The sequence below is a fragment of the Pseudoalteromonas sp. McH1-42 genome, assembly GCF_022347845.1.
GTDB lineage: Bacteria > Pseudomonadota > Gammaproteobacteria > Enterobacterales > Alteromonadaceae > Pseudoalteromonas > Pseudoalteromonas rubra_D.
Map to the genome: position 1 here is coordinate 178241 of NZ_JAKRFU010000005.1, position 26103 is coordinate 204343.

General features: G+C 45.3%; 19 protein-coding genes. 15 read left to right on the forward strand and 4 right to left on the reverse strand.

All coding sequences use genetic code 11. The annotated features are described in order from the left end of the window. The first annotated feature begins 60 nt into the window (after positions 1-60). Positions 61-1296 carry a GAF domain-containing sensor histidine kinase gene (locus MHN31_RS24365; RefSeq protein WP_239443741.1) on the forward strand — a complete coding sequence of 412 codons (1236 nt, stop codon included), beginning with the start codon at positions 61-63 and terminating at the stop codon, positions 1294-1296. Between the two features lie 2 nt (positions 1297-1298). Here MHN31_RS24365 and MHN31_RS06015 read toward each other — a convergent pair whose 3' ends face one another. Further along, the gene (locus tag MHN31_RS06015) at positions 1299-1973 is read right to left on the reverse strand and encodes a hypothetical protein (protein WP_239443742.1); all 675 of its coding nucleotides are present in this window, start codon (positions 1971-1973) and stop codon (positions 1299-1301) included. Positions 1974-2441: 468 nt separating this feature from the next. On the opposite strand from MHN31_RS06015, the gene MHN31_RS06020 reads away from it, so the two are divergent. The 8 genes from MHN31_RS06020 to MHN31_RS06055 all read left to right on the forward strand — a co-directional run bounded on the left by MHN31_RS06020 (position 2442) and on the right by MHN31_RS06055 (position 13327). Then, positions 2442-2651, forward strand: a complete 210-nt coding sequence (locus MHN31_RS06020; protein WP_010380108.1) for a cold-shock protein — start codon at positions 2442-2444, stop codon at positions 2649-2651. Between the two features lie 126 nt (positions 2652-2777). Next, complete coding sequence (locus MHN31_RS06025) at positions 2778-3281, forward strand: DUF4240 domain-containing protein (RefSeq protein WP_239443743.1); 504 nt, start codon at positions 2778-2780, stop codon at positions 3279-3281. 568 nt (positions 3282-3849) lie between these two features. Continuing rightward, complete coding sequence (locus MHN31_RS06030; protein ID WP_239443744.1) at positions 3850-6648, forward strand: M4 family metallopeptidase; 2799 nt, start codon at positions 3850-3852, stop codon at positions 6646-6648. A 90-nt stretch (positions 6649-6738) separates the two neighbouring features. Next, a complete protein-coding gene (locus tag MHN31_RS06035) occupies positions 6739-8691 on the forward strand; it encodes a Hint domain-containing protein (RefSeq protein WP_239443745.1) in 1953 nt (650 codons plus the stop codon). Positions 8692-8744: 53 nt separating this feature from the next. After that, the gene (locus MHN31_RS06040; RefSeq protein ID WP_239443746.1) at positions 8745-9992 is read left to right on the forward strand and encodes a hypothetical protein; all 1248 of its coding nucleotides are present in this window, start codon (positions 8745-8747) and stop codon (positions 9990-9992) included. A 9-nt stretch (positions 9993-10001) separates the two neighbouring features. Next, positions 10002-10871: a GEVED domain-containing protein gene (locus MHN31_RS06045; protein ID WP_239443747.1), complete on the forward strand. Its 870-nt coding sequence runs from the start codon at positions 10002-10004 to the stop codon at positions 10869-10871. Positions 10872-10881: 10 nt separating this feature from the next. Beyond that, positions 10882-12360: an internalin gene (locus MHN31_RS06050; RefSeq protein ID WP_138538383.1), complete on the forward strand. Its 1479-nt coding sequence runs from the start codon at positions 10882-10884 to the stop codon at positions 12358-12360. Between the two features lie 244 nt (positions 12361-12604). After that, positions 12605-13327: a PKD domain-containing protein gene (locus MHN31_RS06055; RefSeq protein WP_239443748.1), complete on the forward strand. Its 723-nt coding sequence runs from the start codon at positions 12605-12607 to the stop codon at positions 13325-13327. A gap of 83 nt (positions 13328-13410) precedes the next feature. On the opposite strand, the gene MHN31_RS06060 is transcribed toward MHN31_RS06055, so the two are convergent. Then, a complete protein-coding gene (locus MHN31_RS06060) occupies positions 13411-13557 on the reverse strand; it encodes a hypothetical protein (RefSeq protein ID WP_239443749.1) in 147 nt (48 codons plus the stop codon). Positions 13558-14088: 531 nt separating this feature from the next. Here MHN31_RS06060 and MHN31_RS06065 point away from each other — a divergent pair. Then, positions 14089-14286, forward strand: coding sequence for a hypothetical protein (locus MHN31_RS06065; RefSeq protein ID WP_239443750.1), 198 nt, complete (start codon positions 14089-14091; stop codon positions 14284-14286). A gap of 192 nt (positions 14287-14478) precedes the next feature. Here MHN31_RS06065 and MHN31_RS06070 read toward each other — a convergent pair whose 3' ends face one another. After that, positions 14479-16617, reverse strand: coding sequence for a PKD domain-containing protein (locus MHN31_RS06070; protein ID WP_239443751.1), 2139 nt, complete (start codon positions 16615-16617; stop codon positions 14479-14481). A gap of 560 nt (positions 16618-17177) precedes the next feature. Between MHN31_RS06070 and MHN31_RS06075 the strand changes: the two genes are divergently transcribed. Then, the gene (locus MHN31_RS06075; protein ID WP_164517592.1) at positions 17178-17867 is read left to right on the forward strand and encodes a transporter substrate-binding domain-containing protein; all 690 of its coding nucleotides are present in this window, start codon (positions 17178-17180) and stop codon (positions 17865-17867) included. A 23-nt stretch (positions 17868-17890) separates the two neighbouring features. Here the strand turns inward: MHN31_RS06075 and MHN31_RS06080 are convergent, their stop codons facing one another. Then, positions 17891-20203, reverse strand: coding sequence for a TonB-dependent receptor (locus MHN31_RS06080; protein WP_239443752.1), 2313 nt, complete (start codon positions 20201-20203; stop codon positions 17891-17893). A gap of 370 nt (positions 20204-20573) precedes the next feature. On the opposite strand from MHN31_RS06080, the gene MHN31_RS06085 reads away from it, so the two are divergent. The 4 genes from MHN31_RS06085 (at position 20574) to acnD (ending at position 26056) form a co-directional block, all read left to right on the forward strand. Then, a complete protein-coding gene (locus MHN31_RS06085; RefSeq protein WP_138538373.1) occupies positions 20574-21242 on the forward strand; it encodes a GntR family transcriptional regulator in 669 nt (222 codons plus the stop codon). Between the two features lie 19 nt (positions 21243-21261). Continuing rightward, positions 21262-22155 (forward strand): methylisocitrate lyase, encoded by an 894-nt coding sequence (gene prpB, locus MHN31_RS06090; protein WP_125562711.1) that lies wholly within the window; start codon positions 21262-21264, stop codon positions 22153-22155. Between the two features lie 91 nt (positions 22156-22246). After that, on the forward strand, positions 22247-23368 hold the full coding sequence (gene prpC / locus MHN31_RS06095; RefSeq protein WP_125562713.1) for a 2-methylcitrate synthase: 1122 nt from the start codon (positions 22247-22249) through the stop codon (positions 23366-23368). 99 nt (positions 23369-23467) lie between these two features. Continuing rightward, positions 23468-26056: a Fe/S-dependent 2-methylisocitrate dehydratase AcnD gene (gene acnD, locus MHN31_RS06100; RefSeq protein WP_239443753.1), complete on the forward strand. Its 2589-nt coding sequence runs from the start codon at positions 23468-23470 to the stop codon at positions 26054-26056. Positions 26057-26103: the final 47 nt, after the last annotated feature.

Here is a 26103-nt window from a genome sequence, read left to right on the forward strand (position 1 = left end):
ACTCAAAGAGCAAGTCTGACAGGCATGTTGCCAGGAAAAGGGCTTGTGAGGAGCAAGCGAGTGAACACCAATACTTTATCAGATCAGCTGGTGATGCAATGGAACGAGCTTTTAAGCCGGGTTGCCGAACTATTGGAAGTTCCGGTGGCATTGATCATGAAGCTCAACGGGCCGCATTTGAGCGTGTTCAACAAAAGCCTCAATAAAGAAAACCCGTACGAAATTGGTGACAGTGAGTGCTGGGAGCGCTCAGGGTTATATTGTGAAACCGTCATAAAGGCAGAAAGCGAACTCTGTGTGCCCAACGCTTTGGCAGACCCTGTCTGGGACCACAACCCAGATATTAAGCTCAACATGATTGCTTATCTTGGCTTACCCATAAAAAATGTTGATGACTCTGTCTTTGGCACAGTCTGTGTTCTGGACAGTAAAGAAAATACTTTTGGCACTAAGGCCAGAGCCATGCTGAGTTCCCTTAAGCACCTGTTCGAGCTACAACTCAGAATGTTGTCACAGCAAAAGGAACATGATCACAAAGAAGCTTTTAAAGAGCAAGCTCTAATGACCATGGGGCTGGCCCATGAATTGAATACGCCGCTGGGGGTCAGTGTGACTTCGGCATCCATGTTGAGTGAATCAGCAGAGCAGCTTAGCCGCTTACTGCAACAAAACCCTGTGCTTTTACCTGAGGTACAAAAGCAGGCAACATGCATTCACCAGGCTGCTGACTTATTATCACGTAATCTCCATCATATTGATGACAAAATAGACAGGCTTAAGCAGTCAATTGTTCAGGGGCATGATAGTGTAACTAGGGTATGCCGCATTACCGATGTATTTAAATCACTGGAAAGTGTTTGGGAGTCTTCTTTGGCGATGCACAATGTTGTGCTGAATATTGACGTTGAGCAAAGCGCTGATGTGCTCCTGTATCTAAAGCCTGCCAGTCTCATCGAGGCGTTAAATCATCTCATTACAAACGCAATTGAACATGCATTTTCAGGGGTTGATCGGCCAACGATTACAATCGCTGTAAAAGTAAAACAAGCTGAGCTTAAGCTCAGGTTTAGTGATAATGGGGTTGGGGTTGAGTTGGTTCATCCTGAAGACATATTTGCCCCCTTTTATTCGACCAAAAAGCAAGTGGCTGGCTCAGGACTGGGTCTGGCTCACGTCAAACGCATTGCTATGAATGATCTTGGTGGGACCGTTTATGTAAATTGCAATCAAAGTGGGTTAGGTATCATGTTGCGCTTTCCTGTGACCCATGCACAATCAGAGCTCATAGAGGATTAGAATCAGAGCCCTTTTTGCGCTTTGACTGTTGAGATAGCCAGAGCAAGTTGCGCAGCAAGCCCAGCATGCTTTTTGTGCATCACATGGTAGGCTTTGGAGCGAAATAAGTGGTGCACATGTAAATGAGACAGTGAATCTGGGAGCGGCCACTGAGTAGAAACTACGAATATTGCATAGTCAAACCGATGTACGTTCAGCAGCTCGGGCAATTTGGCCAGGTTGTTTATATGGTAAAAGGTGTTTCTGTTCGCGTGCGGATATTTATTGAGCAAAACACGTTTGGACTGATCGGTTGCGACTATGGTGCTGGGCGTTGCCACCAATACTGAGTTATCGCACGGTACATTCTCAACACATAAGAGGACAAATTCCACTTCCGTTAAAGCAGGCCCGACAGCAATAACATCTTTAAAAGGGGCAAAAATCTCTCGTGCCAGGATCACATCACCATCGGTGTGTTGTGCTGTAATTTCGTGCAGTACGCGGTGTGCTGGCATGGCTACAAAATTGGCCTTAATTCCTGCCTGGTTGTAAGCGGCCTGGATTAAAGGCAGGGCCTGATCGCGCACACTTGGATGTTGAAGGTAAGAGATTGTTAATGGTGTGGCAAATAGTGATGCACTAAAAGTACACAAGATGATAACTTTGGCTATTAGGCTAAAAATTTTTTTGAGCATATAAAACGCCTCGCGAGAACTTCGCAGAATTATACCCAGTTTGGATGCAAAGCATAGTCTCCAAAGGTGTTATATCAGGTTAAATTAACCACAATTTGCCCTCGATCATAGTCCCACCAATTAGCTAAAATAAAAAAGGTACACCCTTGTCTTCTCTGCCTTGAAAGCGACTTGTTAGTGTCATTAAGAATTAATAAATATGATTAAAAATTAGTTGACTTAGAGGGGCAGCCCGATAAGATGAACGTAGACAGAATTTGGGTCAGTGTTTATAAATCTCCATTACGTTGTTGTATAAGTTTTTGCTTGTAGTAGTACCGTCCTGAAGTTTTATCACCGGCAAAATTTAGGTCTATGCGCCCACATGGGCATAGGTTTGCCAGTTTTTTGTATAGAAGGATCCTTTGCAACAGGGCAGAGGTTAGCTTTTAAGGATTGGCATCATTTTAATATTCAGGATTTACTATCATGTCTAATACTTTAACAGGTACCGTAAAGTGGTTTAACGAATCAAAAGGCTTTGGTTTCATCGCTCAGGAAAATGGCCCAGATGTATTTGCACACTTCAGTGCTATCAAAGGTGACGGCTTCCGTACACTAGCTGAAGGCGAGCGCGTTGAGTTCAAACTGACTCAAGGTCAAAAAGGCCCTCAGGCAGAAGAAATCGTTAAGCTATAATTTATGGCTTAAAAGAAAAAGCAAGCTATGGCTTGCTTTTTTTGTGCCTGTAATCCGCCATATCATACCCTTCAGCTGGCGGGTTGTGGTAAAATCGTATGATTACTCCCTGATGTGTTTTATTCCATGGATCAGACCCAATTCTGGCAGCTCATTGCCATCGATAACCAAACCAAAGATAAAGCGGCTCAATTAAAAGCCAGGCTCGAGACGCTCTCTGATACTGATGTCGCCGATTTTGATAGCCACTACAGTAAACAGCTCAGACGTTTATGGCACTGGGATATTTGGGGGGCAGCTTATGTCACGTGCGGTTGTAATAGTGAATATGACTTTCTGGATTTTTGTAACTGGTTACTGACTCAGGGCGAAGAGCGGGTAGACCAGGTGTTGGCCGAGCCAGATAGCCTGGCAAACATTGATGACATGCCCCTGCGCGACAATTTGCCCTATCCGTATTGCGACGAGTTAGATCTGACAGCAGGACTGCTCTACGAGCAAAAAACCGAGCAGGAATTGCCATATCACAACACCGTGAACTATGCGCCACAGGGCAAGCAGTTTAAAAACAAGCCCAAAGTGTTAAAGCAAACCTATCCACAATTGTTTGCAAAGTACTGGCAGGGGTAATGCGCCCCCGCTCAGACTTGGTTTTTTGGTTGTTTTTGATATCTGTACCAGTGATAAAGCGTCGGTACAGATGCAAAGCTTGCTGTACCTGGCCTATGATGGCCGCTTCAATGTATGATCACATTAACTTTTGTACACCAAACGCAGGGTTATGTTTGGTGTTTAAGTTCTAAAAAAGCAAATAGTTTCCCTTCCATGAAAACTTCGGGCCCGCTTAACTTTCTGAAGTATCAATTAACTTTTCAATCAAAGGACGCATTTATTTTTGTATAACGGAACAATCTTCTGATTGTTCGTGTAATACCAGCATACAAACTAACTAGGTTTTGATCTTGTCTGTTTAGTCTGAGCGTGATTGAGGTGCGAGCGCGAATATGAAATTTTAACAGGTTGTTTGTTTTTTGTTTCATTTTCGGTGTTTGTAAATTACGCTTTTATGACGTAATACGTTAGGTTTGAACACCCTATAAAAAGAAGTAATTACTTCATAGTGTTAGCGCTATAGCCGGGTCACAAACTTACAAGGAAAGTCTATTTTTTAAACTATGTGTATTCAGGGAGAGAGTGAATGCCTATTAACAAAGTCCCCATGGTGGCCTTTTTGTGCTGTTTCAGTTGTCTGAGTTACGCTGATACACAATGGGTCGACAAGCACACATTACTAAATCAACAGCATCTGTGGCAGGAAATTGAGGAAGTATTGCAGGCGCAAGTCCGGGTAGAACCCTTGGCGTTGAAGACTGGACCTGCCGAAAAAGGGCTTACTTATCAGCACGTAAAAACTATAGGAACAGCCAAACGGTTCGAGCATTATCAGGTTCTTTATCGAGATAAGCCAGTGGTCGATGGGCAATTTGTACTCGTCAGGAACAGTGCGGGCCAGATCCTACAGGGCCTTGGAGCTGCATTGAGGGTGAAAGAGGTAAAGAAGGCTCTGGATGGTCAGTACTTTCATAGTTCCCTGTTGGAAATCAGGCAACGACTGCTTGCCGATCCAAACATAAGCCCGGAGACTCAATTTAAGGATTTCGGCCGAGCTTATATGGTTTGGCAAGGCCGCTTGATTGGTGTGTTTCAGGTCACGGCCACTTCGAAAAAGGGCATACATAGACTCACTATCAGTGCTGATACACTTAGCATACTTCAATCTGAGCAGGGGGTTGATCATTTTTCTGATGAGGGCCGATATGTGGCTGCTGGTGGCATTGGTGGCAATGAAAAAATGGGTGCCATATGTTACTCACCGCAACCGGCGACCATGGAGGCTTGTCTTGGATATCAATACGATGAAACGACCAGCGCTTCAACTGAACTGTTGTTTAATGATGTAAGTGATACAGATAGCCCACTCATCTTCGCGGAATTCGACGGTTATCCTTTTGTGGTGAGAAAAGAAGGTGGAAGTTGTTTTTTGGAAAACCCGTATGTGCAGACTATTAACTTCCTTATTCATCAAACAGAACCTTATGAATTTGACTGTAACGGTAAGCCTGAAAGCTTTGAGCGTACCAAAGTTGATGAAGCTTACTATCATTTGTTTAGTTACAGTCCTGAGAATGAAGCTCACTTTTATGGTGGGCTAACAATGCAGTTTTTTCATAAGCAGCTGAATGAGTTATTTCCAGAACAAAATGTACATTGTGTAGAGAATGGCTACTGTCTTCAAACCTTGAAACAAAGGGTGCACCAGAATTCACTTGGCATGACTCAAGCCTATTGGGATGGTACATATACCAATTTTGGTAATGGGGATAGCTACTTAAATTATTCGTTAACTACGTTGAGTGTAATAGCGCACGAGGCTGCGCATGCCGTGACACATTGGAATAGTCGGTTGGATAGTCAAGGTGAATCTGGCGCTTTTAATGAAGCATTCTCTGATATTACAGGCCTTGCTGTGCTGGACTACTTGCAGCGTAGTGTAGGGGGGAGTTTTAGCCAATCGGAACCATTTTTAAAGCAAGTACTTGATGGGACGGGTTACCCGCAAACCGATAAAAAGTGGTGGCTAGGTTGGGATGTTAAGTCTCATGACATAGGGCAGCGTTACTTTGCCCTTCCGTCACTGGATGGTCGTAGTATCGACCATCTGATAATGTATCGTGCAAACATGTCTCATTATGACTTGGGCGGTATTTTCAGAAAAGTGTTTTATGAGCTCGTAAAAACTTTCGGCTGGACAATTGAAGAAGCATTTAAGTTATACCTGAAAGCTAATGTATCTTGTCTGCCAGCTCACGCCAGTTTGGATGATGCATCAGTTTGCTTGATGTTGGTTGCAGATTCAGATGTTGTGAGCAAATCTAGACAGGAAGCACAGAAGAACGTCGATGAGGCGTTGCACTTGGTAGGGCTGGTGGCGCAGACGTCTGAAATTTCCAATTTGGCGGTCACGACTGTACCTCAGTACGATGAATTTGGCTACCAGATCGATACTCTTCCCATTAATGAAATTGAAAGCATCGCTGTTGATTGGGGTAATGGAAGCACCGAACGCTGGGAGCGTAATTCCAGTGATGCGATTTACCCGTTTTTACAAAGGGCACATGATGTTGAGCCCGATTTGCTTACGCGTTTTAAGTTAAAAGTAGTGAAAACAGACAATAAGGAGTTGCTTGCTTACCGTGATTATTACTCACGTCCGCTGGGAGTGATATGTCCGCCGTGGTTTGGAGGTGAAAGATTAGACATGATGAACAAGGTTTTGATTAATCATCAAAGTCTTTCGCTATTACCGGAGAGCTATCAGGAGGTTCTGGACCAGCCCTTGAGCTTATACTTGAAGAAAAAAAATATAATTGAACTAGGCGTAAATGCTGTCGGACACCAAGCGATAGTGATGCTAGATACCAACCGTAATGGTGTTTTTGAAGAACGAGAAGTGTATCGAAAAGAGGTGGTAACGGACTCGGGGCAGGTTGCCTTTACTCTACCTGAGGGGTTTCAGCCAGGCAAAACAATGATGCGTGTGGTTGTTGGTGGCAGATATAGTTTCTTATTTTCCTGCGGAGGTATTAGTGAGGGCCAAGTTTTAGATGTCAAAGTCAATTTTTCAGGCACAGACGAAATGCTGCCTACTGACTATGGTTTCGAAATTCATAGTGGTAATAAAGTGAAATTCATCAACAGTCTTGTCCAAAGTAACATACAATCTTCGGAAGATTTTGAACAATCCTTATGTGGAAATGGCTTGGAGCACAGCCTTTTATCAAACGCTATTTCGCACTCTTTTGGCACCCAGACTTGTTTTGAGGCGATTTCTGAAATGAGCTCACGAATTTATACATATATTGAACCGTTAGGTTTATCTGCCTATCAAGCAAAAAGCATCACGACTCAAACCTGTATGGTGCTCCACCCAACGTAATTGAAGGAATTGCTGTAGGGTTGCACTTGCATATCGCGGGTGGGACCTGAGCGTTTGCTCAAAACACTCTCCATATTAAGGGAATAAAATATGAAACCTCTCTATTTATCCATTGCATTTGCATTGGGGACGGCATCCGTCATGCCTGATGCTTTTGCAAGTCTAATTGAAGCTGATAATAATGTTGTATACCAACAAGACATTCAGATTAAAAATGATCGCTTGAAAGCGCGGCTAGCGCAGCACGGTTTGAGTAAAAAAAATCGACCTCATTTGTTTTCTCTGATTGAGCAAAGGCTGGAACAAGATGCATCAAGTGCTGATACTTTAGGGTTCAGCTTATTACAAAACTGCACAAGCGGCAGGCCTGAGCTGTGTTCGTTTTTTAAACATATGGGAATTGGGTCTGCGACTAAAGCATCTTCGGGTGAACAGTTTGTTGTGTTATCTGCATTAAATAGTAAAACGGTGCCGACCGATTATACGTTGATAGATCTGCAACTGGTCAACGAAAAAGGCGAGCAGTTAACTATGCCAGTATACAATGAATACTTTGGTGACGGGCAGGAAGCTAAGCGCAAATCGGTGTATTCCTACGCTAAGGTACAAAATATTCTCTCTAACCTTGCTGCTTCAGAACGTATCTTTGCTGATGGATGGATAACCGTAGTTTACAGGGATGCAAACAACAAACAGGTTATGGAAGACCGTAACGTTGTGGTGGAATATTCAAAAGAGACCTTGTTGGCTAAATTAGGTTATTTTTCCCAGCCAAGATCGATTGTATCCTCAGGGGCAGATACTATATTACTGCCTTTAACTGGTCGAGTTGGATTCGGAACACAGATTGATATGCCTATTGATAATCGCTCTGAAGCAGGTGCAGGCGTGCCGGATGGCAGGATCGTGATGTGTCTTAATCGGAATTTTGGGGATTGTGATTATGAAAATATCTATCCAACAGGAACCCCTACCAGTCAAACCAAACTAAAGGTGCCATTCAAGGGGAAGCTTGATGTAATGGGTAAAGTTACACGTATTTACCTACCTGACTTTACCACCCTGGAGGTAAAGGAAGAAAACGGCAAAATCACGTTAGTTGAGAGCCCTGAAATTGATAAACCTATTTTTGTGAATCATGGCACTAATATCTTTATTCAGACCAAAGAAGGTGGAGGAGCTGTATCTATAGACGGTTCTGCTTATCAGAGTATCAGCAACTTCTTTGCTAAGAATTTAACACTTAGCTACGAGAAGTCAGGTGTAATGGATATGACTGAAATATCCTGGGATATCCCACAAAATGAAGGTGTATTCGGAGATGCTACCTTATTTGGTAGATATCAGGATACCCACTGGATTATGCATTTTGCACTTGATCACGTAATTCGCCCTGGGAGACCGCCGCTAACGGCTTCTTTTGTTATTGGCTCCTCAGATATGGATAGTGGTTGGCAGGATATAGGTCATCCCCAGATGCAAATTGTATATAGTTGCCTGGCCGAAGGCACTTTGATCACCTTACCAAATGGTAAGCAGCTTCCAATAGAACAGCTTGAAGTGGGAGACCAGGTGTTGGGTGCCAGTGAGTTTTCACCTGCTAACCATCTAGCTCTGACAATTGAGGATATTTCTGTTGGTGTTGAAACCATCCCTATGGTTCAGCTGAGAACTAAGTCAGGTAAAACACTGTTATTGACTGAGTCTCACCCTGTTGTGATGCAATCTGGTAAAGCTGTCTGGGCGAGTAAGGTTGAAAAGGGTACGCAGATCTTAACTGAAAATGGGCTAGAGATGATCACTCACATAGAGGAGGTCGAGTTTACCGATAAGGTATATAACCTTCGTCTGGGTCGCGGTAATGATGATCCGGATTATCAGCCAGATGAGTCCTTCAGCATGTTTGCAAATGGCCTGCAAGTGGGTGATTTGGCAATGCAAAGTGAGCATGAGTTTAGCAATGAGATCGAAACAACTGAAGATGTGCTTAATCGTTTGCCTCAGGCCTGGCATCAGGACTATCTGAACAGTCTGAAGCAGTAGTCATGGATTGACAAATACTAAGGCCCATCAGGGCCTTTCATGGAGATATGATTATGAAAATACGTAATGTGGTTTCGATTATGTTGTTATTTGGGGTCGCCCTGTTATTGATAAAGGCACACGCTCTCGATATAGCTGTCCATGAAGTAGAGAAACGAACAAACATTGATCAGAGTAACGACCTAGTGCCGCTGGGAACGGCTTATCAGAGCAAAGGTAAGCGATTTTTAGGGCTGCAATCTGTGCTTGGCAGACGAGTTGAGCATCTGGGTAATACGCATATAGATTTCAGAGTAGGTGTTGACTTGAGCTATCAGCAAGCTCTCAAGCTTGTTGATGGTAAGGTTGATGCTGGCTTCGAATTGCCTGCGGTACGAGCGGATGCTGGTGCAAACTATGCCAAAGGCATCAGTGCTGACAGGTATACGGGTACTTACACTGTCTATTCTTCAATTAAACCTAAATCGAGCATGTTGATTCCCAACAATGATTCGGGCTACCAGCCGACACTAGCCGCAAAGGAATTGGCGAAGGCATATCCCGGGAACAAGGCAAGTAACCTGGGTGATGGGTTTGTGCATGGTTTTGCGTATGGCTCAAATGTCGTCATTAATATGAAAATTGAGTACCGAAATGAAACAGACAAACGCACCATTGGGGGCTACCTGAGTGTTGACTGGATAGGCACAGTGAAAGTTGACGGTGAACTTCAGAAAATAGCTGAAGATAAGAGAAAATCAGTTAAGATCACTATAAGTGGTATCCAAAGTGGGGGAGATCCCAACAGGCTGCTACAAGTCATACCTAACGGTATTATGCACTGCACATTGTTCAACCCTGAACCCTGCTTTAACTTGTTTGAAGCGGCGATACATTATCTGAAAACGGACTACATCAATCAATTTAATTCATTGGATGATTACAATATTACTGACGTATATACAGCCAGTTATCTGGATTCTGGTGCAGATCTTCAACTGCTTATTCCTGATAACGGTTACACACCCGGTAATTACCTGACGCGATTAATCGTCAAGGAGCTGACGGCACGCTGGATAGATGAGCGATTGGTTTATCGGCGTGCAAAAAATCTGCAACGTTATTACGCAGCACAGTTTTCTGCGCAACAACTTGAGCAGCTGCAGGATATTGAGACTAAGAGTCGTGCTAACGCCAACCTATTTGCCGATTTGGTGGACTACTGTGAGCGTAACCCTGAAGGCAATCACTGCATTGATTACGAGGCCGATAATCTGGTTTATTTGCGTGATTATAGCGCCATCAGTGACGTATTAAGATAAGGATATCCCATGAATATACTCAGATTTTTATTGGTTTTGTTCGTATTGCTTGTGTCTTTAGGTCTGCCAGTTCTGGCGTTAGCATCAGAGCAAAATACAAATACACACCAGCAAGCCAGGTTTAGCGAGCTGGGTGACTTACTTACGGTAGAGCAGGCTCAAGGCCGGTTTGCCTGGTTGAGTAAGTGTTACGATGGATTATTGGTTGAGCTGTGGGAGCGAATGCATGGCACGACCGATATTGTCGGTAAAGAGGAAAAACTTCGTCAGCTTAGAGAGTTATGGCTCTCTGACGCTGCGCTAGCCGCGCGGAAAGCTCAGTACCTGACCTTTGCAAACGTTGATTTTACCAATCCTTATCAATGGTATGCAGGTACCAGCGCGGGCGAAGCGTGCTCTATCTTGCCCCCAGAATATGAGCCGGTTGCCCTTAAAACGACAGTTTTGCCGAGATCATACTGTGATAATCGCAGCTATGATCACGAATGGGAGTGGATCTCTGAAGTAACAGTGGATGATTTTATTCACCAGTCTGAGAAACATGAACATAGCCTGGTTTCGGGAAAAGTGATTGTACTCAGAGCAAATCAGGCGGCGAAAGTGACCATTAAGCCGGGAAACAAACAGCCGGAGTTTCCTTCTTATGTAGCTGTTCGGGTATGGCTAGATTGGAATCACAATGGTCAGTTTGAGCAATCTGAAATGGTGTACCGTTCGGCATCATCAGGCGTTTTCAAGTTTTTGCTGGATGTGCCCACAACAGTGCCTGAAGGTTTGACGTTGATGCGTATTGCAACCGATGCTGGCGGAGGCTCGGATAACGCGTGTACTCGAATTCATTATGGTGAAGTCGAAGATTATCTGGTAACGGTTCGTTAAGGAAGATGATATGAAACCTATTTACTCTGCATTACTGACGATAAAGTTGGCGGTTGTAAGTGTTTGTACATACAGCACTGATACTCAGATGACCCATAACAGTCTTACAGGCTCTGTCATTTCAGGGCTGATCAATGATCATATAGAAGTAGGCACGGCTTATGATAGCCAAAAAAAGCGCTTTTTGAATGTACAAGCTGTCAGTGGTGTTGTTGACGAGAGCTTTGGTAATACCGAGCTGCAATTTAAAACCGGTATCGACATGAGTTACGACGATATGCTGACTATGCTTAATGGCAGTGTTGATACTGATGTGAATTTCCCTGTGGTGCGTGTATCTGCCGGGGCCTCGTTGGCAAAAGAAATGGCATCCAGCACGTATTCAAGCTCCTACACATTCAGTGCTTCCAGCACCCCGAAAAAGCGTGTGTTTTTGCCTGTGAATCAAAACACAGGATATACCCTCTCACAGGTTGGAGAAAAAATAGCGCACAATCATCAGACTCAGTTACAAGACTTGGTTGGTGATGAGTTTGTGACTGGTATTGAGTATGGTGCAAATGTCCTGGTCAATTTAAAGATTGACTATGGGAGTAATAAAGATAAGTCAGATATTGGAGGGTATCTGGATGTTGACTTATACGGGGGCGCATTTAATGTCGGCGGGCAACTTAATTACTTGCAGCACGATAAAAAATCGTCGGTCAAAATAACGGTGAGGGCGGTTCAGCAAGGAGGTGATCCCAAACAGTTGCTGAGTGTCATACCCAATAATATCATTACCTGCTCTTTGGATAACCCACAGCCCTGCTTTGATATGTTTTATGAGGCAGTTAAATATGCGAAAACGGGATTTAATGGTCAATTAACGTCACTCAGTGATTACAATGTGGTGCGTTACTACACAACTCGATACGACAAATCCTCATTGCCATTACGCGCGCTGGTACCAGAATATCAGATAGTGAGAAATGCAACCAAGTGGTTGATCAGCGAACTGGAAGATGACTTCAAACAGGCTATTTTGGATGAGCAACGAGCTGCCAGTTTGCTCAACAGCTATTATGCCTATTTGCCTGAAACACAGCGCCTGGCTGTAGAGCGCATCAAGAGTCTTGCCTATGACAATGCGTGGTTTTCCTTCACCGCAGCCCGGTTTTGTCGTGATAACCCCTTTGGATATGCTTGCGAAAATAAAGTTCAGGAAATGAAAAATGCCTGTGTGCAGCGCGGGAAATCTTGCCCAGCGAGCTACGATATAACTGATTTGCAGTTGCCTACCAGCGATGCTCAGGATTGGAAACAATGTGAGCTGGCGAGGCAAGAGGCTGTTCGTTCTGGTGCTGTGTCACAAGCGCACAGTGTTCTGTTTCGTAATTTGCGATGGGCACCTACTTTCATTGATTCAGCTGCACCTGCACGTGGGATTTTGAACTGGCGATTGTGTGAGGGGGCATTAAGCACTTATGGTATGGCTTTTCAGCAATAGAAATATCGTGTGTGTCTGTTAGCAGGCACACGCTTTAAAGCTTAACTTCGTCAAAGATTATGGCACCTTTGATGGTGAAATAACAACCAATGTGGACTGATTAGATTCAGGTTTATATTCGTTTACATTGGCGCGTATATCGATTTTTTTGTAATTTTTATGTTAAAGTGAGTCTGGCGTTAGCTGGGAAATGAACACGGTTTTGGTGTTGTGAATGCTTCAATTTCACTATCAAGGAGTGACTATGTACAAAGTAATGAGCGGTCTTTTATGTTTTTTGACGTGCACTGTATTGGCAAGTGACGCGCAGTACTTTTGGCGGTTTGGTGACGGTGCTGTATCTCATGATGCTGAGCCTGAGCATCAGTACGAACAACCGGGGATTTATACTGTGACCCGAGAGGTGTATCAGGGTGGCAAATTATTGGAGTCCTCACAGAAACTGGTTGATCTTATCACGCCAAAAATATCCGGGTTGGTGATCGTGCAGCCAGAGCAAGTCGTGCAGGGCACAAATGTCGAGTTTCTGGCAAACTTGACGTCTAGTGAGCCGCTTGATTTAAATTTTCAGTGGTTTGTTGCGGGCGAGCCCATCGCTTCGGGTTCACAAACGGGCAAGTTAACTACTCAGTTTGCTGAGTCAGGTACCGTCGAGTTGTCGGTTGATGCAATGTGGAAGCAAACTGTCGTGTCGAGTGCAAGCACACAGCTATCTGTTGAACAGTCTGAAAGTGAAAAACCTGATGGAGAAGATGGTGATGGCTCCGATGGGAGTGACAAAAACCCTGATGGCGATAACTCAGGCGGTGGAAGCGATAATGACAATGGCCAGACACCAGGAAAAGATGATGGCAGTGACAATAAAACGCCTGACACTGGAAAGTCTGGTGACGGGGGCTCTGGCGGTAGTCTTCATTTCCTGATGTTACTCCTCGCAGGTGCCAGTATTATACGCAGGCGTCTTTAGTTAAACAGTCCTGCCAACTCGTTTAGCTGCCAACACTTTGGCAGCTAGCGACTTTCCCTTCATTATTCACTTAAGTTACTTTGTCATCTTGAACTTCTATACGCTTCGATAAGCAGCATAGTATTACTTTGCTGATCTGAGTGGTTATCGGTACGTTTACTGTCGAATGAGTCGGTCGCGACGCTGGCAACACACAAATGTCTTTTTCCTTGCGTAGTTAAAACTGGCATTGTAGAGCAGTCCTATTTCTTTTTACTCTGCGTGCATAGAAATGCTTATTTGTTAATTTTGCGACTGTTTGAATTTTTATTTTAGCGAGTACAGCCTACTTATTGGCAAAAGAGATTGTATTTTTACAAGGCTAACTAGGATGATGCCGTGTCAGATGGGTATTATTTGGCCTTTGAAATAAAAAACTCACATAAGGTCATGGCTTTTAGGTTTCTTTTTTAATCTAAATATCCCAGTAAAATACAACCTGCTTATCCTCTGGTTGAAGCATTTGTATGCTTGCCGTAAAATTCCCGCTCTTGTACCTTTTATGGTTAATTTATTTTTGCTAGTTGTTACGCAAGGGTTAAAATGAACGTCGGGATAATAGTTTCATTTCTTATTTTTTGTGGAATTGTGCGCTTCTGCGCAGGCCTTAAAAAGTGGCTTCGACGCAGTGATATAGGTAAGCTGACTGTTATTGGCTTTCACGAGGCGCGCTTAATTCGCTCAGGCTAAAAGTTCACGAACTTGTTTTTGGAGCAAAAATTATGGCACTAGATTATGAAGAGATAAGAGGCGTTAGTTGTATGGTTGTCCGTGAAAATGGCAAGTTTTTTGTCAGTTATGACAGTGGTGCACAGGGCTCTCGCCCCACCGTTCAACAAATTACTGAACGGGATTTCAATGCGGTGAAAAGTGGCAGCCTGAGTGTTGAAAATGTGATGAAGCGTTATCATTATCAATGAGGTGTCTTGGAGGCTTAAACAGTCTGCTGTGGAGCTGGTGCCTAACGTCAAGCAACAATTATAAATTGGCCAATGTTTTACCTGATGTGCAACCGTTTGAGCGTTATTCGAATGATTGAAAATGAAGCGCGGCAGCGATCTTATAAAGGATAGCTGCCGCGCTTAATTCTAATTAGTATGTACTAATTATGGCTATTTATTGGTATAGATAGCACTGTCGGTTATCCACAGCCAGGTATTTTCTACGCTGTGTGGCGTGCCGAGATTTTCAGAGAACACCTGATTCTGGTTGTCTTTTACAATAAAGTAACTGGATGAGCCATCGCTCTCTTGCGCTTTATATTTTAGAACGACCTCACCATTGTCTGCTGCTGCAAGCGGAGCGGCCGGTTCGTTGAGAAGCGATACTTGCTCTAAGCCATTACTCTTCGAGAAGCGCCAAACTTTATCATCATGTTCAAAAGTAAACCATTGACGATTAGGCGAGTGATAGTGGCTCAGGTCAGTACTACCGGTGTTATAGCTACTAACAGCCAGTTGTGTATGAGACTCGGAATCAAAGAAGTACAAGCTGTAATTCGGGTCAGTGTTAAATTGGTCGAATGGAGACGTGAGGACCACATAGTAGCCATCCATAAACTCGATTCGACGTGCGCCAGACAGGTCAAGTGCTACATCAGTCCACTCACCACCAATGGCTTTAAATTTGAAGCTTTCAAAGTGACGTACTTGCGCTCCATCATATTGTTGACAGCTATTTTGATAGTAAACCGTACCTGCATTATTCACGAAAAAGCCATCGCTATAAGCATCACACCAGTAGGTGTAGTCAGGCCAAGTTAACGCGGTAAGTTCGTCATCGGAAATACTATACAGATAAGGCAGTGCATTCTCTTTTTGCTCGTGAGATGTTCTGAGCAATAAGTAGTTGTCAGACGCAGAAGTCAAGAAGTAGTTGGCGATGATGTTTGCGCTTAAGTCAGCCGTATCTACCTTATATGTCGTATACTGTTTCTCTGTTTGATTAGAGATACTGAAGTAGAGCATATTGTCTTTACGAACAATGGTGCTGTCCACTTCAAAGCCTTGAGGAACGTTGAGTAGATCAATCGAATGCGCTTCACTAATACTAAACTGTGAGATAAAACGTGAATCTTCCGTTTGTCTGTAGTAGTAAATGTAGTTGCCATCCATTGAGTGTACTGAGCTGGCGTCGAAGTCTGCTGCTTTTTCCCAGGCGTCATTTTTATTGATCAATCGCAGGTTGACAGTACTCAGTGAGGTAGAACCCAGTTCATCTTCTGCCTGAATGTGCGCTTTGGTAGCGGTAACAGGTGGTACTTTAGTATATTGCAGCGAATTAGTGTCCGAGGTGTGAACAATTTCGTCTTCGAGTTTCAGCGATAAACGGCAGTCTCCGTTATCATCACTGCACTTAGCAGCAAAGGCTAAAGTGCTCTGCGCATCAATGGTGAAATTGTCCGCAGCAATGAGATCTTGCCCATTAATTGTAAACTCTTCAACAACAGGTCGATTATTTGGGTACATAGGTAAAGACAGCAATGCTGTTTGGCCATTCTTATCTTTAATGGTTGCCAGCAGGTGAGTCTCTTCTTGCATTTCGAACGCAGGGAAGGTGAAGCGCTTAGATGAGGTATCTACTTCGACTTGTTTTCCGTTGTAAGATACAAGGATGCTAGCTAGTTCAAATTGACTTGTAATATCAAAACGCAATGTTGCGCCATCATCGATGATAATTTTGTTGATATCCTGCACAGTGTCGAGGTAACCATAAGATGCCGTGTTCGCACTCACGTGTGCTCTTAAGGATATATTGCCGTTGATCGTAACTAAAAGCATCTGAGAGCTTGCTGTACCATCTGCAAAGTTTGCTTTCGCGGTAACAGCATAGACTCCTGGTGTGTCATAAGTATTATTGACAGTAAACTCACTGCAAGAGGTCAGGTCATGGTCGAAAATACCATCGCCATTAAAGTCTAATTGGCAACTGGTAATGTCGCTATCATCTCGATTCAGTGTTCCCTGAAAAGTTACAGGAGACCCTACATCTGCAGTAATACTGCTGAATTTGCCTTGTGAAGAGAAGTCAAATATCAATGCCGGTAGCTCTGGATCTGGCACTGGGTCAGTATCTGTATCCGTATCTTTGTCCGAATCCTGATCTGTGTCTTTATCAGTATCTTTGTCAGTAGTCGGGTTTTGTTCTTCACCAGCGTTATTATCTGGCTGAGGTTCAGGTGTGTTATCGTCGCTGGAGCAGGCTGTGTTCATTAACACGAGCCCAGAAATGAGTAGGAGCTTAAGATTCATAAAGTTTTTTCCCTTAACTTATTTAGATTATTGCAAGAACTATTTTACACTCTTGTCCACTAGAATGTGAAGTACCTTTTTATACTATATACCATTGTGACGCGAGTTAATTGTAAACCCTAAGTATTAGTAGGCATTACAGTTTTAATGCAGAGGACTTTATCACAATAATAAGAGCAGGGTATTTTTCTTCAATTAAACAAATTTATTTTGGCGCAATGAAATCCCCTTAGCGAGCAAAATAGGTGTGCCAAATCTGCGGGCTAAAATGTAGCATAGAGCAACTGAAATAAGGCCATCGAGCCTGTCCTCAGATTATTCCTCACGTTTAGCTCTATGATGATGCGCAAGGCTTTTGAACTAAGCGCAATACTGGATAATCACCTTTTGTCTGTCTATGGTTAGAATGTGTTCACCTTCCACAGTGGTGCCGTTTGACTGCCTGTTTCAATCGTTTTTCTTATTGTCTGAAATATATCAGAGTCATTTTACTTTTGGCCCCAATAATATGTGGGTTTGCAGCGAGTGCCAGCGTGACAGGGAGCTGTCAGGAGTTGAGGGTGGGTGGACCGATAAGTTGGTGGCCTATTGGGTATGTCAATGAGCAAACGGATCAAGCAGAGGGGGTTTCGTTTGAGTTGCTCGAGTACATTGGCGAGCAGTTAAATCTGCCAATATGGGTCGCGCCGCCTTTACCCTGGAAACGTGTACTAAAAATGGTGGAAGTGGGGCAGCTTGATGTTGTCTCTGGCGCCTACAAAACCGAGCAGCGCAGTGCATTATTCCAGTACAGCGCACCTTATTACCGTAATGAGATCAGGGTGTTTGTACATAAAGACAGGCCATTTGTGTTTGAGAAGCTTGAGCACCTGAAGGGGCGTGTGGGGCTAAAACCGCTCGGAGGTAGCTATGGCCAGGCATTTGATAGTTTTGTGGCCGAAAACAAATCCAGTTTCGTTAGTGTCGCTGCGCATAAAGCCACTTTTGAGGTCAATGTACTGCGACCACTTATAGAAGGACTTGCGGATTACTTTGTGCTGGATTATCAAGATGGTTTGCTGTTTTTGCAAAAAAGTGGCTTGCAGGATGAGTTTATTGCTCTGCCGCACCCCGTTGCCGTGCTCGATGTACATTTATTATTATCTCGCCACTCCTGGTGTGCCAGTCTATTGGCAGAGATTAATCAGGTCATCGCGTTGGCAAAACGCAATGGCATACTGGCGAATATCATTGCAGGTTATAGCCGGTAGCTGCGCACCTTTGCCGGCGCGTACTAAAACTGATATCGATATACAACACCCCATGTCCTCGGATTGTTCCAGTTGGCCTGGATTGAATTGGCAGGCAAACCATTAACGATTTGAGAGTGCACAACAGCGCGGTTGAGTACATTTTGGTTGGTCAGGTTTTCTACAAAGAACTGAATGTCTGTTCTGTCACTCAGGGTCCAGATAAGACGCGCATCGGCCATCAAATGAGCATTGACTTTAACTTCTGGGATGTTGGTGTCAAATGCGTAGTAGTCGTCTTTATAACTGAGCTGGATGTACGGTGTTAAATAGGACGCTTCATCCAGGTAGAAATGATAGAGCGCACTGAACCCCAGCGTGTATTCTGAGGTCATTGCTGGTTGCCAGCGGGCAAAACTAAACTGGCTGGTGTGGTCATTAATATCTTGCCTGCCATCCAGATTTCCAAGCCCAAGGAGCGGACGAAGCGCCGCATTACCAACTTTAAAGTCATCGCTGAATCGAGCATCAATCCAGGTCATATTGGCGGACAGGCGCATATCGTCCATGGGTAACCAGAACAGCGCTAGATCCAGGCCCAAAGAGGCTATATCTCCACCGTTTTCATAATATTCGAATGTGGTACTGGTGCCGTCAGTAAGGCATTGGGTCACCGTATGGCCTGAGTTAACATCATTGCAGGCAATGGCAAACAGTTGTGCTTTTACATCGCTGTATTTATTCATATATGCGGATATATTCAACTGCATTGCGCCTCCCAGAAGAGAATGCTTCATACCTAACTCAAAGGAAACAACCTGCTCATTGTTGTAAAAAGGGTCTGCGCCACGCTCGATCACGCGTGCATCATTGGCACCTCCTGTGCGATAGCCATTGGCAATGCTGGCGTAATACAATGCGTCATCGTTGACTTTAAGTTCCACCCCCGCTTTGTACAGCAAGGCTGAATTTTGCCATTGCGGGGTCAGGTTGCCTGTGAAGTCTTTCTTATCTTTGTTGTAACGTAAACCGCCGATTAAACGAAGCTTGTCGTTTAGTGCAAACCTTAGTTGGCCAAATAGTGCTGTTGAGTGTGTGATATGAGGGTCATGCTCAGGGTTGCCCCAGGATGGCACATGAATGCTGTCTGCAATACCGTCACCATTGTTGTCTGTGTGCCACAACCACGCCCAGTCAGCTTCCTGATGAAATATGTTCAGGCCTGCAATCCAGAACAGCGGGCCTGTAGTTGCACAAGACGCTTGTAGTTCTGAGGACCAGCTATATTGTTCGTCCTGACGGCCGAACCCACCTACTTTGTCTGTACCGCCATCGCTGAAGTCATTATCGTAAAATTGTTTACCACTAAACTTGGTGTAGTTGCTGGTCCATTTATAGTGAGCCAGCGCATCGTGCCACTCTAACAGCACGGTGCCAGATAGCTCGTCTTGCTTATTAAAAGACTGTGCGTTGCGATACACATCATATGGGCCTGTGTCGTCATTTCTGACATTATCAGGCTGGTAAATGTGGCCCGGTGTGACAGTGGCTTGAGGATGAAAAATGCCGGAACCAGGATCGGTTTCACTGAGCTGATAACCATATATTTGTTGATAGCCCCAAATCGCATCTGAGTTGCCGTCTTTACTGGAGAAATCGAATCGTGCGGTCATCTGAAAACTGGAGTTACTCAGGAATTTGGAGATCCAGCGCGCGTAAAATAAGTCTTTCTCTCTGAGATCGTCCTCCGGGCCTAGCAGATGATGGTTGGCAATTAAGCCCTGGTGTTGATCTGTTACCATGACCAGCCGGGTTGCAAGCGAACCGCTGATGGGCAGGTTGACCATTCCCTCATAGCGATTTCTGTGGTAGCTACCTCTGAGCAATTTAATGCTGCCTTGCAGTGACTCAAAGTCAGGTTGTTTACTAACGATGTTAATACTTCCCGCAAATGTATTACGGCCATAAAGAGTACCTTGAGGGCCCCTTAAGACTTCTATCCGGTCAATATCAACGTAAGCGCCTATGCCTGCCGTGGTTGTTGGTACATAGACTCCATCCTGAAAAATCCCGACAACTTGTTCGGCAATCCCAGGGCCGGATACTCCTACTTCGTTGGTTCTTGCTCCGCGCATCGCCGGGCGTATTTCGGCTCCAGACTGCCCGATGCGTAATCCGGGAATGAGACCATCTAATCTGGTGATGTTGATAATACCTGCGCGCTCCATGTCTTCATCACTTAATACGGACATTGAAGATGAGACAGCCTGTGAATCTTGTTTACGGCGATTAGCCGTCACTGTAATTCGCTCTAGTTGTACTACCTTTGCATTTTGACTGGGCTCATCTTGCGCCATTGTGGATGTGCAGAGCAGGTATAACAGAGGAACTGATAAACAAAGTGAAAACCCTTTTAAATGGGTGACATACATACTGTTCTCAAGCGCTTCAGGAGTATTTTGAATTAAGTATAGTAAGTTACTAGTGGCCTGCCCCTATTGCCAAACAGTGATTTAACTCTTTCTCATAGTATACATCCTGAACATAAGTTGGTTGTTAACTGGAACCGTTCTTGTTAAGTCTGGCTCACGGCTTCCTGGCCATAAATTTCACGAATACCCTGTATATTTGAAATTGTCGACAATCTACTCGGTGTTAGGTTGACGTAAACGTCAAGTAACACTATATTGTCTACAACTTTTAACAAGACCGGAAGGCGAAGACAGAATGAGCTTTATGCATGAAAGTGCCGTAACTGCTTCAGATAAAGCATTTTTCCGGCTTAGAAAAGAGATTGTTGAAGGTGATGTTCCGGCTGGGTCTAAATTGAGCGAAATGGAATTGTCGACAAAATATGAAGTGAGTCGCGCTGTTGTACGGGAAGCGATAAACCGTCTTGAGGCCTGTCATTTGGTTGAGCGTCGTCCGAATGTGGGCGCCAGAGTGGTGTCATTAAGTGAAGAAGGCTTGATGGAATTGTATCAGGTGCGTGAGGCTCTCGAAGGTATGGCCGCACGTTTGGCAGCACAGCATATGCCAGATGATGAAGTCACTAAACTCAACAGCCTGTTGAATGAGCAGTTCGATGAAGTGAAAGGCGGTGAATCCTACTATCAGGAAGCCGGAGATCTGGATTTTCATTACCGCATCATTATGGGTAGTCAGAACCAGCAGCTTATCGCCATGTTGAGTAATGGTATTTATCACCTGGCACGTATGTATCGGGTGCAGCTCGGAATGGCCGGGCCGCACGTAACGACGGCCTACGATGATCACAAACACATAGTGCGTGCTATCGCAAGCCGGGATGCCGAACTGGCAGAGATGCTAATGCGTCGTCATATTCAATATTCAAAAAATAACATTGCTACTAAGTTAACCAAACAGCACCAGTAATTATCCGGGAGACACACTTATGAGTACAGGTATCTTCAGCGCAGGTAAAAAATTCCGCGACGCGCTCAAAGCCAATCGGCCGCTACAGATTGTAGGCACCATCAATGCTTACAGCGCAATTATGGCGAAGAAGATTGGCCATCAGGCGATTTACCTCTCCGGTGGTGGCGTAGCCAACGCATCTTATGGTCTGCCAGATTTGGGTATTACGTCTCTAAATGATGTGATTGCTGATGTACAGCGCATCACCTCAGCTTGTGATTTACCTCTGATGGTTGATATCGACACTGGCTGGGGTGGGGCGTTTAATATTGCTAAAACCATTCAGGAAATGCAAAAGGCTGGTGCAGCGGCAGTGCATCTGGAAGACCAGGTAGCACAAAAACGTTGTGGTCACCGTCCAAACAAAGAGATTGTTTCGACTGAGGAAATGGTTGATCGAATCAAAGCGGCCGTTGACGCGCGTACCGATCCTGACTTCTTCATCATGGCCCGTACTGATGCGTTTGCACAGGAAGGTCTGGAAGCGGCAATTGAGCGTGCCAAAGCATATGTTGCAGCGGGTGCGGATGGGATTTTTGCAGAAGCTGTTCAGACAGAAGAACATTATCGCGCGTTTTCAGAGGCGCTGGATGTGCCTATTCTCGCAAACATCACGGAATTCGGTAAAACCGAGTTGTGGAATAAACAAGAATTGGGCGAGTGGGGCGTTGATATGGTGCTTTACCCGTTAAGTGCCTTCCGTGCTATGAACAAAGCAGCAGAAATGGTGTATCAGTCCATCTTAGAGAATGGCGATCAGAAAGCCGTCATAGACAACATGCAAACTCGTATGGACTTGTATGACTATCTTGGCTACCACGAATATGAGCAAAAGCTCGATGGGTTATTTGCCCAGGGTAAAAATAAGTAAAAGACACAAAGGATAATGAGCAAGCGCCGCTGATATGTGGCCTTTCTTATAATGAAATTAACCAGCAGGTAAAAATTCAGGAGATAACAAAATGGCTAAAGTATTAAGCGGTGCAGGCCTTCGCGGTCAGGTTGCAGGTAAAACGGCACTGTCGACAGTGGGTGTATCAGGTTCAGGCCTGACCTACCGCGGTTACGACGTGAAAGACCTGGCAGAGCATTGTCAGTTCGAAGAAGTTGCGTATCTGATCCTAAAAGGCAAACTACCGAATCAACAGGAGCTAGACAGCTACAAAGCTCTGCTGAAATCTCAGCGTGGACTGCCAGATGCGCTCAAAGAAGTACTAGAACGTATTCCGGCTGACGCACATCCAATGGACGTATTACGTACTGGTTGTTCTATGCTGGGCAACCTAGAGGGTGAGCACGATTTTGAACAGCAGCAGGCGATTACTGACCGAATGTTGGCGTGCTTCCCAAGCATCATCTGTTACTGGTATCGCTTTAGCCATGACGGCGTTCGTATTGACGTTGAAACTGATGACGATTCAATCGGCGCCCACTTCCTGCACATGCTGCATGGAGAGAAGCCAAACGAATTACATGAGCGTGTTATGCATGTTTCTCTGATCCTATACGCAGAGCATGAGTTTAACGCGTCTACTTTCACGGCGCGTGTTTGTGCGTCTACCCTGTCAGACATGCACTCGTGTATTACTGGTGCCATTGGCTCATTGCGTGGTCCTTTGCACGGTGGTGCAAATGAAGCTGCAATGGAAATGATTGAGCGCTTTGAATCTGCTGATCACGCAGAGCAGGAAATGATGGGCATGCTTGAGCGTAAAGAGAAGATCATGGGCTTTGGACATGCTATCTACTCCGAGTCAGATCCGCGTAACGAAATCATCAAACAGTGGTCAGAAAAGCTGGCTGCTGATGTAGGTGATACAGTGCTTTATCCTGTTTCTGTGCGCTGTGAAGCGGTCATGTGGCGTGAGAAAAAGCTATTCTGTAACGCGGATTTCTTCCACGCATCGGCTTATCACTTCATGAAGATCCCAACCAAGCTATTTACGCCTATTTTCGTGATGTCACGTTTAACAGGGTGGGCAGGTCATGTCATGGAGCAAAGAGCTGACAATCGTATTATCCGTCCGTCAGCGGATTACACGGGTGAGGAGCTACGTCCGGTTCCACCTATGTCTGAGCGTTAATATCTAAATCATCTTTTCGCGTCACCTAATGGCACAGATCGTCCACAACAATTATAAAGATCTGTGCCGTTGAGCCAATGAGCAATTCTGGAAGTAGTTATGAACAGCCAATTTCGCAAAAAATTACCTGACTCCTCGCTGTGTTATTACGACACCCGCGAAGCGGTCGAAGCCATTAAGCCGGGTGCTTATGATGGCTTGCCTTATACCTCTAAAGTGTTAGCAGAAAACCTGGTACGTCGCGCTGAGCCTGAAAAACTCAACGATTACCTGACTCAAATTATCGAACGTCGTCGCGATCTGGATTTCCCCTGGTTTCCGGCGCGCGTGGTTTGTCATGACATCCTCGGCCAGACTGCACTGGTAGACCTTGCTGGTCTGCGTGACGCCATAGCAGAAAAAGGCGGCGATCCGGCTAAAGTAAACCCCGTGGTCCCGACACAGCTTATTGTTGATCACAGTCTAGCGGTTGAACACGCAGGCTACGAAGAGAATGCCTTTGAGAAAAATCGGGCGATTGAAGACCGACGTAATGACGACCGTTTCCACTTTATTAACTGGACCAAAACTGCATTTAAAAATGTCGACGTGATCCCGCCAGGCAATGGTATTTTGCACCAGATCAATCTGGAGAAAATGTCGCCGGTTATTCAGGCGCGCGATGGCGTGGCATTTCCGGATACTCTGGTTGGTACCGACAGCCATACGCCGCATGTTGACGCGCTGGGTGTGATCGCAGTAGGCGTGGGTGGCCTTGAAGCTGAGAGCGTCATGCTGGGACGCGCATCATATATGCGTTTGCCTGATATCGTTGGTGTCGAGCTGGTTGGTCAACGTCAGCCGGGGATCACTGCGACGGATATCGTACTGGCCATCACTGAGTTCTTGCGCCAGGAGCGTGTGGTTTCATCTTACCTTGAGTTTTTCGGTGAAGGCTGTGATGGTCTGTCCTTAGGCGATCGGGCTACTATTTCAAATATGACGCCAGAGTACGGTGCAACAGCTGCCATGTTCTATATCGATCAGCAAACTATCGATTACCTGCGTTTAACGGGTCGTGATGATGAGCAGATCAAACTCGTTGAACAATATGCGAAACACACAGGCTTATGGGCTGATGCCATGACCGGAGCGCATTATGAGCGCGTACTGAAATTTGATTTATCATCCGTTGGCCGCAACCTGGCTGGCCCATCTAACCCACACCGACGTGTCGCAACGGCAGACCTCGCCAAGCAAGGTATTGTAGCTGACTATGAACAGCGTGATGGTGAAATGCCGGACGGTGCGGTGATCATTGCAGCCATCACCAGCTGTACCAACACCAGTAATCCACGTAACGTGGTCGCGGCGGGGCTGTTAGCACGTAATGCGAATAAACTGGGCCTGAGTCGCAAGCCCTGGGTAAAAACGTCATTTGCGCCGGGCTCTAAAGCGGTTCGTTCTTATATGGAAGAAGCGCAGTTACTCCCTGAGCTGGAGCAGTTAGGCTTTGGTATCGTTGCATTTGCCTGTACTACCTGTAACGGTATGAGTGGCGCACTGGATCCAAAAATTCAGCAGGAAGTGATTGACCGCGATCTGTATTCCACCGCGGTGCTATCTGGTAACCGAAACTTTGATGGTCGCATTCACCCCTATGCTAAACAGGCTTTCCTGGCATCACCACCGCTAGTTGTGGCCTATGCTATCGCGGGCTCAGTTCGCTTTGATATCGAAAACGGTGTTTTGGGCAATGATCCGGAAGGCAACCCGGTTACGTTAAAAGACATCTGGCCGAGCGATGAAGAGATTGATGCGGTGATTGCTCAGAGCGTGAAGCCTGAACAATTCCGTGCCGTCTATGAGCCGATGTTTGATCTCAGCGTTGATTATGGCGAAGACAATGATCCATTGTACCAGTGGCGCCCAATGAGCACCTATATTCGCCGTCCGCCATACTGGGAAGGCGCATTAGCGGGTGAGCGCACTATGAAAGGTATGCGACCACTTGCGATTCTCGGTGATAACATCACCACAGATCACTTGTCTCCGTCGAATGCAATTCTGGCATCCAGCGCCGCCGGTGAATATCTGGCGAAAATGGGCCTACCTGAAGAAGATTTTAACTCGTATGCAACGCACCGGGGCGATCACCTGACCGCACAGCGAGCTACCTTTGCGAATCCAAAGCTGCTGAACGAAATGGTGCTGGAGAACGGTGAGGTGAAGCAAGGCTCTTTAGCACGTTTAGAGCCTGAGGGTAAAGTAACCCGTATGTGGGAAGCCATCGAAACCTATATGGATCGTAAGCAGCCACTGATCATCGTAGCCGGTGCAGATTATGGCCAGGGCTCCTCGCGAGACTGGGCAGCCAAAGGCGTGCGTCTGGCTGGGGTTGAGGTGATTGTGGCAGAAGGGTTTGAGCGTATCCACCGTACCAACCTGATAGGTATGGGTGTATTACCGCTTGAATTCCAAAATGGTACAACGCGCAAGACTCTGGAACTGGATGGCACCGAAACTTATGACGTGGAAGGTACGCGCACGCCGGGTGCGACCTTAAAGTTGATCATCCATCGTAACAATGGGGTACAAATCGAAGTACCTGTATTGTGTCGTTTGGATACAGAAGAAGAAGTGTCTATTTACGAAGCAGGTGGTGTACTGCAACGTTTTGCCAAAGATTTTCTGGAAGCAAACGCATAATCGATTCCGCTCCTGCTCTGCAGCCAATGCGGAGCTTACCCGAGCCG

What these genes read in the sequence shown, in the direction of transcription:
- MHN31_RS06030 (WP_239443744.1), top strand. Translation starts at nt 3,850, where the DNA reads ATGCCTATTAACAAAGTCCCCATGGTGGCCTTTTTGTGCTGTTTCAGT.
- MHN31_RS06085 (WP_138538373.1), top strand. Translation starts at nt 20,574, where the DNA reads ATGAGCTTTATGCATGAAAGTGCCGTAACTGCTTCAGATAAAGCATTT.
- MHN31_RS06070 (WP_239443751.1), bottom strand. Translation starts at nt 16,617, where the DNA reads ATGAATCTTAAGCTCCTACTCATTTCTGGGCTCGTGTTAATGAACACA.
- MHN31_RS06015 (WP_239443742.1), bottom strand. Translation starts at nt 1,973, where the DNA reads ATGCTCAAAAAAATTTTTAGCCTAATAGCCAAAGTTATCATCTTGTGT.
- prpC (WP_125562713.1), top strand. Translation starts at nt 22,247, where the DNA reads ATGGCTAAAGTATTAAGCGGTGCAGGCCTTCGCGGTCAGGTTGCAGGT.
- prpB (WP_125562711.1), top strand. Translation starts at nt 21,262, where the DNA reads ATGAGTACAGGTATCTTCAGCGCAGGTAAAAAATTCCGCGACGCGCTC.
- MHN31_RS06050 (WP_138538383.1), top strand. Translation starts at nt 10,882, where the DNA reads ATGAAACCTATTTACTCTGCATTACTGACGATAAAGTTGGCGGTTGTA.
- MHN31_RS06035 (WP_239443745.1), top strand. Translation starts at nt 6,739, where the DNA reads ATGAAACCTCTCTATTTATCCATTGCATTTGCATTGGGGACGGCATCC.
- MHN31_RS06080 (WP_239443752.1), bottom strand. Translation starts at nt 20,203, where the DNA reads ATGGCGCAAGATGAGCCCAGTCAAAATGCAAAGGTAGTACAACTAGAG.
- MHN31_RS06045 (WP_239443747.1), top strand. Translation starts at nt 10,002, where the DNA reads ATGAATATACTCAGATTTTTATTGGTTTTGTTCGTATTGCTTGTGTCT.
- MHN31_RS06040 (WP_239443746.1), top strand. Translation starts at nt 8,745, where the DNA reads ATGAAAATACGTAATGTGGTTTCGATTATGTTGTTATTTGGGGTCGCC.
- acnD (WP_239443753.1), top strand. Translation starts at nt 23,468, where the DNA reads ATGAACAGCCAATTTCGCAAAAAATTACCTGACTCCTCGCTGTGTTAT.
- MHN31_RS06055 (WP_239443748.1), top strand. Translation starts at nt 12,605, where the DNA reads ATGTACAAAGTAATGAGCGGTCTTTTATGTTTTTTGACGTGCACTGTA.
- MHN31_RS06065 (WP_239443750.1), top strand. Translation starts at nt 14,089, where the DNA reads ATGGCACTAGATTATGAAGAGATAAGAGGCGTTAGTTGTATGGTTGTC.
- MHN31_RS06025 (WP_239443743.1), top strand. Translation starts at nt 2,778, where the DNA reads ATGGATCAGACCCAATTCTGGCAGCTCATTGCCATCGATAACCAAACC.
- MHN31_RS06060 (WP_239443749.1), bottom strand. Translation starts at nt 13,557, where the DNA reads ATGCCAGTTTTAACTACGCAAGGAAAAAGACATTTGTGTGTTGCCAGC.
- MHN31_RS06020 (WP_010380108.1), top strand. Translation starts at nt 2,442, where the DNA reads ATGTCTAATACTTTAACAGGTACCGTAAAGTGGTTTAACGAATCAAAA.